The sequence below is a fragment of the Allomuricauda sp. CP2A genome (assembly GCF_001683915.1).
In the GTDB taxonomy this organism is placed as follows: Bacteria; Bacteroidota; Bacteroidia; order Flavobacteriales; family Flavobacteriaceae; genus Flagellimonas.
Genome location: NZ_LXTT01000133.1, coordinates 1 through 11,865, shown reverse-complemented (window position 1 = coordinate 11,865; position 11,865 = coordinate 1). Strand labels below are relative to the sequence as shown.

The following is an 11,865-nucleotide window of genomic DNA, read 5'->3' as shown; positions in this document are numbered from 1 at the left end:
ATATAACAATTATTGGTTTGTGTTTTGGCGATAATGGAATTCAGGGCAGCGGCAGAGGATATCGCACGGATGCCCCATTGGCATCCCACATTTTCAGAAACCTTTAAGGAAGCCTTTCTGGCCGCTACCGAAGATAGGGCATTGCATATATAAATATTGGGGCAAGTAATACCATATAAAATATAAGATGATGAAGAAAATTCAAAAGCTAACCCAGGAAATCAACGAATTGACAGTAAGGATTGAACACGAATATCCCGAACTCTATCGGTATTTGGATGAGAACCCCATAACGATTCCCGTAGATGATGAAGCAAAACCGACCATTAAATCGTTCGCTGATTATTTGGAGAGCTTAAAATCGATTTTGGAAAAATATATGGAATCCCATAATAAGTAAAGAGTGAAAAGACCAAACGTAGAATTTAATACAGATTATTTAAATGTCCACCATAAACAAAACCACTTTTAAGGTAAGTCAAATGGATTGCCCTTCAGAAGAACAGATGATAAGGATGAAACTGGAGTCAAACCCTCAAATCAAATATCTGGACTTTGACATTCCGAATAGAAAGTTGGATGTGTACCATCAGGGGAATGCCCAAGAAATAAACGTGGAATTGGGTGCATTAAAGCTGGGGGAAAAACTTTTGGGAACAGAAAAGGCGGAAACACCTATTGCCGAAGACGAGACCAAACAAAAGAAGATACTCTGGTGGGTCTTGTACATCAATTTTGGGTTTTTCGTTATCGAAATGACCACGGGTTGGATTTCTTCCTCGATGGGCCTTATTGCGGATTCACTAGATATGCTAGCCGATTCCATTGTGTACGCGTTGAGCCTTTTTGCCGTAGGCGGCGCTATTTCCAGAAAAAAGAAAGTGGCGAAGTTCAGTGGCTATTTTCAAATGGCCTTGGCCCTGCTGGGATTTTCGGAAGTCCTGAGAAGGTTTTTGAGCAGTAGTGAAACCCCTTTGTTCCAATGGATGATAATCGTTTCCATTTTCGCCCTTATCGGCAACCTCGTTTCCCTATGGCTGATAAACAAGGCCAAAAGCAAGGAAGCGCATATGCAGGCAAGTGCCATCTTTACCTCAAACGACATTATTGTGAACGGCGGGGTAATACTGGCAGGGGTGCTGGTTTATTTTTTAGACAGTAAATGGCCCGATTTGGTCATAGGCGGTATTGTATTTGCCTTTGTGATGCGAGGAGCCATTAGAATTTTAAAATTGTCCAAATAACGTATTGGGAAGAAAAGAAATAGCAAAAGAAAGATTTTGGAAAGGAATCCAAATGCCATATCCCGAATAGGACTCAAAACTACCCTCGTAGGTATTTTGATCAGTGCATTATTGGCATTGATCAAAGGTTTGGGCGGGGTGTTCGGGCATTCTTATGCCCTTATTGCCGATGCGATCGAATCCGGGGCGGATGTGCTGACATCCGCACTATTATGGGCCGGGTTGAAATGGTCGTCAAGGCCACCGGATGAAAACCATCCCTACGGACACGGTAAGATAGAGGCCCTGGTGGCGGTGGGTATTGCTATAGCCCTAACCATTGCAGGTGGTATAATCATAAGGGACAGCATCGACCATATTCTGGTACCCCACAAAACTCCTGCACCCTTCACACTCTTCATACTGGTATTTGTTGTCCTCACGAAAGAGGCGTTGTATCGTTATGTCATGAAAACAGGTGATGAAATCAATAGTTCGGCCGTCAAGGCCGATGCATTTCACCATAGGAGTGATGCCATTACGTCGATAGCCGCTTTTATAGGTATTTCCATAGCATTGATCGGTGGCGAAGGGTTTGAGATAGCGGATGATTTCGCGGCACTCATTGCAGCGGGCATTATTCTGTTCAATGCCTATAAAATAGCTAGGTCATCGGTAAGGGAGTTGCTGGACGAAGCTGTTGAGCCCGAATTTCGAAATGAGGTTATCCGACAGGCCGAAGCCGTTCCTGAAGTGGTAAGGGTAGAGCGCTGCCATTCCCGAAAGATGGGAACGGCCTTTCATATCGATATGCATATTTGGATCGATGGGGAATTAACTGTGACCGAGGGCCATGATATTGCACACAAAGTAAAGGAGAGATTGTTCAGGTCATATTCCGAGATACTTGACGTGCACATCCATATCGAACCTAGCAAAGAGAGAAATGTTAAAATGACAGAATTATGAACAGTTGGCTATGGGTACTCGTTTTGGGCCTAGCGGCCTGGGCAGCACACTGGGGTGCGGATCGATTGTTGACCCCTTTAAAGTTGCTCCGCAAGCAATGGGGCCTTACCGCTTCCGCTGGAGCCGCTTTTCTTGCCTTTGTAACGGCAAGCCCTGAAGTTGCCATAAATATTACCAGTGCAGCTCGGGGAGTCTCCAATATTGGCCTGGGAAATTTGTTGGGTTCCAATATTATTTCCATTCCCTTAATGGTGACCATAGCTTATTTTGCTTCCCGGAAACAGTTCAAGAACAACAAGGAACATCAAGAGCATCTTGATAAAAACGTTCTGGCATTGAACAAACGTTCGGTTTCCGTACTGTCCCTTCCATACTTGGGCATTATCGCCCTTGTGGCCATTTTGACCTTGCCAAAGCCCTGGCGCGGGCTACAACCAATAGACGGGTGGATTATGCTGGTCGCTTATGCTGCCTTTTTGACTCACGCAATCATAAAAGGCAAGGAAAAGGGCAAAAAAGTAGAATGGAACAAAAAACAGGTCTGGTTATCGATTGCCGGGGCCTTGGCCATAGCAGTCGGAGCATTTTTCATAGTGAAGGCGACCGAAAATATTGTTTCTGCCCTAAATATTTCTGAAATCGTGGGAGGCCTTTTCATCACGGGCATAATGACCACCGCACCGGAAATATTCAAGACCTGGAGCGTGGTAAAAGGGGGAGAGGTGACTGCGGGTACCACCAGTGTTATAGCGGACAATGCCGTAACGATGACGGTGGCATTTTTTCCGCTGGCGTTGGTAACCACCCCCATTGAGGATTTTGAACTGTTCTGGGTCAACCTGGCCTTTGTCGGGCTTATGCCGCTGCTTTACACACTATTTGTGCATCAAAGCAAGGAACTGCACGGTTTCTCTCGTTGGCAAATTTTTGTGTTTGATGCTGCCTATGTCGCCTATTTACTGGTCATGGTTTTTTTCGTGTTGAAACTTTTTGATAGATGAAAAAGGAACTTTTTAAAGATTGCTCGATGAGGCTCAATATGCTGGATGAAAACATCCACAAATTGGCCGTAAAGTATGCTGAAGAATACTATATAACAAACCAATGCTCCAAGGAGGAAGCCCTTGAACGCGGTATTGTAAAAGCAGAGATGGAAGGGCGAAAGCTCTAAAAAAAGTATAGAATATGGACTGGACATTTGAAGATTTCAAAACAAAGCTTGATGGCCTACAGCCGTCAGTTCGGAAGAAGGCCCTCAAAATTGCGCAAGAATTGGTAAAGGAGAATGGGTATTCTCGTGAGAAGGCCATTACGGAGGGAATCAAACGTGCAGAAGAATGGTTTTATGACCTTAGGGGATAGCATTGGTGCGTTAATTTAAGTAAAGCACAGTACATTATGTCACGGGAAAGGAGAAAGCGGAGACTAGAGGAAAAAAAGGGTAATTCAATAAACAAAAAAGTGAGAACCAGAAAGGAGAAAGCGTATTGCCTGTTGGTTTTTGTGGCAATGTTCCTTGCGGTGCTGACAATTGCCTTTCTAGATGCAATTCTATATGGTTTTTACCTGCTTTTCAATTGAATAATTAAACCTAAAAAGAAAGATTAATGAAGTCAAATCAATAAAAACAAAATGATATGAAAGATGACGGAATTTTAATACCTGTAGATTTCACAGAGGTTTCAGAAAATGCGGTGAGCTATGCTATTGGGCTAGCACAAAAATTGAAATCAAAACTGGTTTTTGTCCACGCCTATTCAGTGGCATATCCATCCGGTACGCCCATCGGGATGGCAACTATGGCACACAATGTAACAGATACCACAGCATCACAAGAAAAAATCAATAAAGAAAAATTGGATAAGTTTCTAAGAGGCTTTCCTGAACTGGACAAGTTGGAATTTCAAGCAATGATCGGTTTCGGGGCAACGGTCGATGTGATTTCTGGCCTAGCTAAGGAAATAAATACCAGTCTTGTCGTTATGGGTACCAAGGGTACGGCTTCGGGATTTGATGAAATTTTTATTGGAACCGTTACCGAAAAGGTGACACAAAAGGCACCTTGTCCAGTACTGGCCGTACCTGAAGATGCCAGCTATACTGCATATAAGCGTATCGGGGTCGCAGTGGATACGGATAGTATGGATAATAGAATAGATTTTGAAATGTTGTCCAAATTATTGGAAAACTATAATGCACAATTGCACTTTGTACATATAGCGGACAAACAGGAAAGGGTGCCGGAGAAAGCATTTATTCGTGAAAGATTTGGCAAACTTCTTGTACCTAATCAATGGTCTTTTACAGTTATCGAGGAAGGCAAACCCGAAGAGGGTATCGATGAATTTTTGACTGAAACCCCAATAGACCTATTGGTTTTGCTTTACAGGGAACACGGATTTTTTGAGGCAGTTTTCAAAAAGGGGCTAAGAAAAAAAATGCTGTATGCCTCCAAGGCCCCATTGCTGATAGTTAAGTAGCCCTTCTACTTATGTGCTCTAGTAAATATTAGTTTTCGCTTACTACGCGAAATTATCGTGCTCATTCTGGAAGCTAGTGGACTTGCCACAATGTGGGAGGCCGTATTTGCCGATGTGGGAGTAGCGTTATTGGCAATATTCAATGCGGTTCGATTGCAGAAGATGAAGTGGACTTAGGAATAGTAAGTATCGAAATATAAATTTTCATTCTGACCAACGCACAATTTCCCACAGTACGGGATTTGCATAATTAAATCAACAACCCTTTTAAGATGTAAACACTTCTTTCTTGATAAATTACTATAAATAAATTTAGACTAAACTAAAAATATATTTATATTTACAAAAATATAAATATAGCAATGCCTAAAATTATTCAATTTTACATTGGTCTGTCCTTAATCGCTCTACTTGGCTGTGAAAATTTCGGCCCCGAAGAACCTATGGAGTTTGAGTTATTGGATGGGCCGTTGGATGGATTGTCCGTTAGTGAGCAACAGCGTTTTTTAGCCGGGGATATTGCCTTTAACGATGATGTTTTTACCGTTGAAAAAGGCCTTGGTCCCTTGTTTGTTGGCACCAGCTGTGCAAGTTGCCATTCAGGGGATGGAAAAGGTCACCCATTTAATCAACTTATTAGGTTTGGTAACAATGATTTGACCATACCCTCGATGTTATCCTTTGGTGATGGCAGGAACCAGATTCAAAATAAAGCCATACCGGGTTTTGAACCGGAGACCGTGCCGGAAGGCTTCCCATTTTCCATTTTGGTCGCTCCGGCGGTGACGGGATTGGGTTTGTTGGATGCTGTCTCTGATGCGGATATTTTGGCTCACGCAGACCCTTCTGATGAAAATCAGGACGGCATTAGTGGAAGGCCTCACTACAATATTCCTCCTGAATTCACCAAGATTCGGAATAATAGTGTTCCCCAGGGAAACAATTATATCTTCAGGTTTGGAAAGAAAGCGGGTAGTTATGATTTGTTGCACCAAAGCGTCAGCGCATATAACCAGGACATAGGAATTACATCCCTTTATGACCCTATAGACCCGTTCAGTGGACTTGAAGAGGATCCTGAAATAAGCACCCAGACCTTGAACGATGTCGTTTTCTACCTTAAAACCTTAAAAGCACCAATTCCCAGAAATCAAACAGACCCCGATGTAATTGCTGGGAAAGAACTCTTTGAATCTGTACAATGTGCTGTCTGTCACACACCCACGTTGACCACAGGATTTTCCCCAATTGAATCGTTATCCCTTAAGGAATTTCATCCCTACACGGATTTGTTGTTACATGACATGGGGCCTGAATTGGATGATGGATTCACCGAAGGAAATGTCGGGACTTCTGAATGGAGAACCCCACCGCTGTGGGGAATCGGTTTATCGGCCAATTCCCAAGGCGGGCAAATGTTCCTGTTACATGATGGAAGGGCTTCGAGCATTGAAGAGGCAATTGAATTGCACGGCGGTGAGGCCGATAATTCAAAAGCCCGGTATTTGTCCCTGACCCCAAAAGAAAAATCACAACTGATAAAATTCATTAATTCCCTATAGGTGCATAGAAAAGATTTTATTAAACAATTTGGATATCTGATTGCAGTCCTGCCAGCTTCTTCCGCTTTGCTCAGTAGTTGCGCAGGCCTGTATTATGCTTCCTTTGTTGAAGAAGGGAGAGTGCTACGAATTTCAAAGGGTGAGTTTCAACAGGTGAAAGGGGGAAAGCAGATTGAACGTGATTTCGTAGTCATCCAGAGCGATTCCATGCGATATCCGATCGGAATATTCAAAACACAAAACAGTAATTATCTGGCCAGTTTGATGCAATGTACCCATAGGGGCTGTGAACTCAACATTGGCGGCGGCATATTCAACTGTCCATGTCATGGCAGTGAGTTCGACCGTTCAGGCAGGGTTTTAGAAGGGCCGGCCGAAGAAAACCTAGAATCATTTGAAATAACCACCGATTATGAGAATATCTATGTGCATGTCCGGTAAAATATATGTGGCCTTTGTCTTAATGAACGTCTGCGTTTTAACCCTTAGCTCGCAAACCATCGATAGGGACAGTATTCGGGAATCCATGAATATGGATGCGGTTTATGACCGTCCGTTTTTGACTTTCGATAAATTTCCAGTCAATCTTGGTGGTTATCTTGAGGCGAACTCAATCTACAGTATTGAGGACGGATTGTCGGAGGGGCTTTCTTTTCAGGCCCGAAGATTGACCCTTTTCGTTTCGGCGTCCATTTCAAAGCGCATTAAGTTCTTGACCGAACTGGAATTTGAAAACGGGACAGAGGAAATTGCCATTGAATTCGCCTCAATGGACATTGCCTTGCACCCCTTGTTGAACCTTAGGGGAGGCATCGTACTGAATCCAATAGGATCCTTTAATCAAAATCACGACGGACCAAAATGGGAGTTTGTCGAGCGGCCAGATGTCAGCACCAATTTGTTGCCCGCCACTTTCTCCAATGCCGGATTTGGTATATATGGAAAGGCATATAAGGGAGCTTGGACCTTGGGCTATGAAGCATACCTCACCAATGGCTTTGATACAAGCATTATAGATAATGAGGAAGAAAGGACATTTTTGGCCGCAGTCAAGGAGAATTCCTCGCGTTTCGAGGAGAATTTTAGCGGCAATGCGCTCCTCAATGGAAAGTTCGCCATCAAGCACAGAAAATTAGGAGAATTGGGCATTTCCTATATGGGCGGGGCATACAACAGGAAAGAAGTTGATGGGCTTCAGGTTGATACAAAATCAAGAAGGGTAGATGTTCTTGCCCTGGATTTAAATACTGCCATTAAAAAAACGGGGACAAGGTTTATCGGTGAGATGGCCTACATATGGGTCGATGTTCCGGACACTTTTACGCAGCAATTTGGTGATCGGCAAGTTGGTTTTTTTGTGGACATTGTTCAACCGATACTAAGTACCGCAGTATTGGACTGGGAAGATGCCATACTCAATCTATCGCTCAGAACGGATTATGTGGATTACAACATTGGCAGGTTTGCCCAGACCAATACGAATATTGGGGATGATTTATTCGCAATTACACCTGCAATAAGCTTTAGGCCCGCACCACAGACCGTTCTAAGGATTAACTACAGATACCAGTGGCAACATGATATTCTCAACAATCCATCCTCAAGAACCGCTACATGGTATTTTGGATTCAGCACCTATTTTTAATAAAATATTCTACAAAGCTGCTTTGATTTCATACCGGGTAGAATGTACTTAAGTAAGGTGTGATTTTAAAAGAGCATCGATGGATAGTATTATTTAAGTATTTGCTTAAATAATTATATTAATATATCTTTGTCAAAAACAGTACTATGGCACTTGAATTAAGTTGTACACGCGCCGAGGCCGACCAAAAGCAACTAATGCGTTGTCGCGAAACCTTAGGAACAAACTCAGAGGCAATTTCCGAAATCAGCAAAATACTCGCGCTGGCCGGTAACGAAACACGGTTAAAGATATTATTCCTGTTATATGAGGAAGGTGAGCTTTGTCCCTGTGATTTTGCCGATATACTTGAAATGAGCGTGCCCGCAATTTCACAGCACATACGTAAAATGAAGGATGTGGGACTGATTGTTTCGAGACGTGAAGGGCAAACCCTGTATTATTCATTGGTCCAGAATCATAACGAAATATTGGAAAATGTGTTTATTAAAATTCAGAAAAATAAAAAGGTAGCATAAAATGGAAACAGGAAAAACCTCGAACAAGGTAGCCTACGCAGGAATATTGACGGCCATGGCGGCATCAATATGTTGTATAACCCCGGTTTTGGCTTTGATTGCAGGAACCAGTGGAATCGCATCCACGTTTTCTTGGGTGGAACCATTTCGGCCTTATCTTATCAGCAGCACTATACTCGTATTGGTCTTTGCCTGGTACCAGAAACTACGACCAAAAACACAGGAGGAAATTGACTGTACCTGTGAGGATGATACAAAACCCTCCTTTTGGCAATCCAAAAGCTTTCTTTTAATAGTTACGGTTTTCGCGGGATTGATGCTGGCGTTTCCATATTACTCCAATATGTTTTATGCACAGCCGAGTAAGGACATTGTCTATGTCTCGCAATCCAATATTGTAAAGCACACGTTTAATGTTGAGGGAATGACCTGCGCAGGGTGTGAAGCCCACGTAGAGAGCGAGGTCAACAAATTGGATGGCATATTATCCGTCAAGGCCAGTTACGAAGGTGCGAATACCCTAGTGGAATATGATAAGACCAAAACCGATTTGGCCGCAATCCAAAAAGCGATAAACAGCACAGGTTATAAAGTAATCGATGGTGAAAACAAAGAAAACGAGTAGATGAAAAAGTACGATGTTTTTGTTATCGGTTCCGGGATGGCAGGGATGACCATTGCCAATAAATGTGCTTCCAAAGGCCTTAAGGTAGGCATTACTGACGAACTGCCCTACGGTGGAACCTGCGCGCTAAGAGGTTGCGACCCCAAAAAGGTAATCATCGGTGCGACAGAAGTAAGGGATTTTGCAATACGCTTAAAGGATAAGGGTATCGATACGGTTCCCAATGTCAATTGGCGGGATATTATGGCCTTCAAACAATCCTTTGTGGATGCAATGCCGCCCAAAATAGAAAAAGGATACAGGCATAATGATATAGACACCTATCATTCTTCGGCAAAATTTCTGTCCAAAAATACCCTACAGTTGGGAACAGATACTATCGAAGCCGACAAGATTGTGATTGCAACGGGCGCAAAACCAAGGGTACTGGATTTTGAAGGTGGGTACTTGGCACTTTCGAGTACCGATTTCCTCAATTTAAAGGAGCTACCCAAATCCCTGCTCTTTATTGGCGGAGGTTACATCGCCTTTGAATTTGCACATATCGCCGCCCGTTGTGGTGCCGATGTAACTATTGTACATAGGGGCAAACGACCTTTGGAAAACTTTGAACAGGATATTGTAGTACACTTGATAAATGCCACGAAGGAATTGGGAATAAAACTGGTTCTAGCGACCGAGGTTTCTAAAATCGAAAAGAGAGATAACCACTATACAGTTAAAGGAACTACCGACGGTAAAGAAATGACATTTAGAACGGAAACCGTTTTCAATTCGGCCGGTCGCCCGCCTGCAATTTTTGATTTGGAGCTGGACAAGTCCGGAATATCCTTTTCAAAAGAAGGGGTTGCCGTCAACGAATATCTTCAAAGCGCATCGAACCCAAATGTTTATGCGGCCGGAGATGCGGCAGATTCAAAAGGACTGCCCCTGACACCTGTTGCCGTTATGGAAGGACATATTGTAGCTTCGAATATCATCAAGGGGAACACGAAAAAAGTGAGCTATCCACCTATGCCCTCCGTAGTTTTCACTTTGCCAACATTAGCAGCCGTAGGTCTGACCGAGGCAGAGGCCAAATCACAAAAAATCGAATATCAGGTCAATTATAACGAGGTGGGCAATTGGTTCAACGCAGAGCGGTTGAATGTTAAGGAATATGCCTTTAAGACTATTGTCGATAAAGAAGATCATACGATACTGGGAGCACATTTAATTGGTCCCAACGCCGAGGAAACCATCAATTTGTTCGCAATAGCGATAAAGACCAAGATGAGGATCAACGATTTAAGGACTATGATTTTTTCTTATCCAACATTATCCTCGGATATTCCCTATATGCTTTAACAAAATATCAAAATTTATGAAAAGTGATGAATACACTAAAAAGCACTGGGAAGAGGTTTATACCGGAAAAAGTGATGAAGAAGTAAGTTGGTTTGAAGGGAAACCCTCGACTTCATTGGATATTATAGCTTCCCTTGACTTACCCAAAGATAGTTCAATTATTGATATTGGCGGGGGGAACTCAAACCTTATCAGTCATTTGTTGAAAAATGGCTATAACAACCTGTCCATTCTTGATATTTCAGAAAATGCACTTCAGCGTACCAAATCAAAATTAGGCAAGTCAGCCACAAAGGTGCAGTGGATAAATTCGGACATATTGAATTTTGAACCGACCCAAGACTTTGAGTTATGGCACGACCGGGCTACTTTTCATTTCTTCACACGGGAAGAAGATATCTTAAAGTATATTGACATACTAGGTCGTTCCCTTAAGACGGGAGCGTATTTTATACTGGCAACTTTTTCGACCACCGGCCCAAAAAGATGTAGTGGATTGGAGATTGCCCAATATTCTCCTGAAAAACTAAAGGAATTGTTTAAAGTAGATTTCACCCTATTGGAATCCTTTGAAAAAATTCATAAAACCCCTTTTAAAACAGAGCAAAATTTTATTTATAACCTGTTTCAGAAAAAATAATATGGACTACGAGAGAATCCTTTTAAATTCAACCATTACCTGTCCCGAATGTGGACATACGAAAGAGGAGGAAATGCCAACAACGGCCTGTCAGTTTTTCTATGAATGCGAAAACTGCAATCAAATATTAAGACCAAAGGAAGGCGATTGCTGTGTCTTTTGCTCTTATGGGACGGTAGTCTGCCCACCAATACAAGAAGGCTCTGGTTGTTGTTGAATAATTTCGGGATAAATTTGTAGAGCACCCCCAGTACAATTATATATTGCCAAAATTTTAAAATCGATGATACCACGAGATTTAAGCAAGGACATAAAAAAGAGGTTGCAAAGTATCAATGGGCAAATTGGTGGCCTCATTAAAATGCTCGATGAAGATACAGACCCAGAGAAGATTTTAATACAGTTCAAGGCAGCACAGAAAGGATTGGATAAAGCTCATTTTCTGTTACTGGACGAAGTTTATCGAAAAGCTTTGGCCATAAAAATATCTGAAACTGTCGAAGCCTGCCCTGGAAACTGTGGCAATGAAGGCCGTATCGAATTTATAAGAAAACAGTTTCCAGATTTGGAATTGGACAGCCTAACGGAAAAGATGAGGGAGATAGATGCACTAAAGGCCAAGCTCGAAAACCACAAAAATGCTTGACCCCCGCAATCACAACCGATTTGATGGCCTGCACGACGCGGGCCATTTTTTTGAAATTTTATTTGGAGACCACCCTACCCACCAATCTACCTTTGATTCGTTGTTTGAATTCAATGACGCGTAAAGAAATTTTAAATAGTTAAAAAACAGAAATATGAAACGTCAAGTAGAAGTTTTTACGGCCAATTGTCCGGTCTGTGACCCAGTGGT

Annotated in this window: 16 protein-coding genes; all 16 read left to right on the top strand. The window is 42.5% G+C overall.

The genetic code is table 11. The features are described 5' to 3' along the window. Window positions 1–190: 190 nt before the first annotated feature. The gene (locus A7D14_RS16035) at window positions 191–400 is read left to right on the top strand and encodes a hypothetical protein (RefSeq protein ID WP_067036942.1); all 210 of its coding nucleotides are present in this window, start codon (window positions 191–193) and stop codon (window positions 398–400) included. Window positions 401–443: 43 nt separating this feature from the next. After that, window positions 444–1,244, top strand: a complete 801-nt coding sequence (locus tag A7D14_RS16030; protein WP_067036940.1) for a cation transporter — start codon at window positions 444–446, stop codon at window positions 1,242–1,244. A 36-nt stretch (window positions 1,245–1,280) separates the two neighbouring features. Next, window positions 1,281–2,192 (top strand): cation diffusion facilitator family transporter, encoded by a 912-nt coding sequence (locus tag A7D14_RS16025; RefSeq protein ID WP_083158134.1) that lies wholly within the window; start codon window positions 1,281–1,283, stop codon window positions 2,190–2,192. Continuing rightward, entirely contained in the window at window positions 2,189–3,193 is a 1,005-nt protein-coding gene (locus A7D14_RS16020; RefSeq protein ID WP_067036935.1) for a sodium:calcium antiporter, read from the top strand. The genes A7D14_RS16025 and A7D14_RS16020 overlap by 4 nt, the downstream gene beginning before the upstream one ends. After that, window positions 3,190–3,363: a hypothetical protein gene (locus A7D14_RS20110; RefSeq protein ID WP_166247885.1), complete on the top strand. Its 174-nt coding sequence runs from the start codon at window positions 3,190–3,192 to the stop codon at window positions 3,361–3,363. The genes A7D14_RS16020 and A7D14_RS20110 overlap by 4 nt, the downstream gene beginning before the upstream one ends. A gap of 14 nt (window positions 3,364–3,377) precedes the next feature. Further along, the gene (locus tag A7D14_RS20105) at window positions 3,378–3,554 is read left to right on the top strand and encodes a hypothetical protein (RefSeq protein ID WP_162987829.1); all 177 of its coding nucleotides are present in this window, start codon (window positions 3,378–3,380) and stop codon (window positions 3,552–3,554) included. Window positions 3,555–3,829: 275 nt separating this feature from the next. Continuing rightward, window positions 3,830–4,672, top strand: a complete 843-nt coding sequence (locus tag A7D14_RS16010) for a universal stress protein (RefSeq protein WP_067036932.1) — start codon at window positions 3,830–3,832, stop codon at window positions 4,670–4,672. A gap of 362 nt (window positions 4,673–5,034) precedes the next feature. Beyond that, window positions 5,035–6,234: a di-heme oxidoredictase family protein gene (locus tag A7D14_RS16005; protein ID WP_083158133.1), complete on the top strand. Its 1,200-nt coding sequence runs from the start codon at window positions 5,035–5,037 to the stop codon at window positions 6,232–6,234. Next, window positions 6,235–6,675 carry a ubiquinol-cytochrome c reductase iron-sulfur subunit gene (locus A7D14_RS19880; protein ID WP_067036929.1) on the top strand — a complete coding sequence of 147 codons (441 nt, stop codon included), beginning with the start codon at window positions 6,235–6,237 and terminating at the stop codon, window positions 6,673–6,675. It abuts the gene before it with no gap. After that, window positions 6,665–7,879 carry a hypothetical protein gene (locus tag A7D14_RS15995; protein ID WP_067036927.1) on the top strand — a complete coding sequence of 405 codons (1,215 nt, stop codon included), beginning with the start codon at window positions 6,665–6,667 and terminating at the stop codon, window positions 7,877–7,879. The genes A7D14_RS19880 and A7D14_RS15995 overlap by 11 nt, the downstream gene beginning before the upstream one ends. Window positions 7,880–8,025: 146 nt before the next feature. Beyond that, on the top strand, window positions 8,026–8,397 hold the full coding sequence (locus tag A7D14_RS15990) for an ArsR/SmtB family transcription factor (RefSeq protein WP_067036925.1): 372 nt from the start codon (window positions 8,026–8,028) through the stop codon (window positions 8,395–8,397). Between the two features lies 1 nt (window position 8,398). Further along, window positions 8,399–9,022: a mercuric transport protein MerTP gene (gene merTP / locus A7D14_RS15985; RefSeq protein WP_067036923.1), complete on the top strand. Its 624-nt coding sequence runs from the start codon at window positions 8,399–8,401 to the stop codon at window positions 9,020–9,022. After that, window positions 9,023–10,369, top strand: a complete 1,347-nt coding sequence (locus tag A7D14_RS15980; RefSeq protein ID WP_067036921.1) for a dihydrolipoyl dehydrogenase family protein — start codon at window positions 9,023–9,025, stop codon at window positions 10,367–10,369. It begins immediately after the preceding gene. A 16-nt stretch (window positions 10,370–10,385) separates the two neighbouring features. Continuing rightward, the gene (locus tag A7D14_RS15975; RefSeq protein ID WP_067036919.1) at window positions 10,386–11,009 is read left to right on the top strand and encodes a class I SAM-dependent methyltransferase; all 624 of its coding nucleotides are present in this window, start codon (window positions 10,386–10,388) and stop codon (window positions 11,007–11,009) included. Window position 11,010: 1 nt separating this feature from the next. Then, window positions 11,011–11,226 carry a GDCCVxC domain-containing (seleno)protein gene (locus tag A7D14_RS20455; protein WP_083158132.1) on the top strand — a complete coding sequence of 72 codons (216 nt, stop codon included), beginning with the start codon at window positions 11,011–11,013 and terminating at the stop codon, window positions 11,224–11,226. A 66-nt stretch (window positions 11,227–11,292) separates the two neighbouring features. Continuing rightward, window positions 11,293–11,655 (top strand): metal-sensitive transcriptional regulator, encoded by a 363-nt coding sequence (locus A7D14_RS15970; RefSeq protein WP_067036917.1) that lies wholly within the window; start codon window positions 11,293–11,295, stop codon window positions 11,653–11,655. Window positions 11,656–11,865 lie beyond the last annotated feature (210 nt).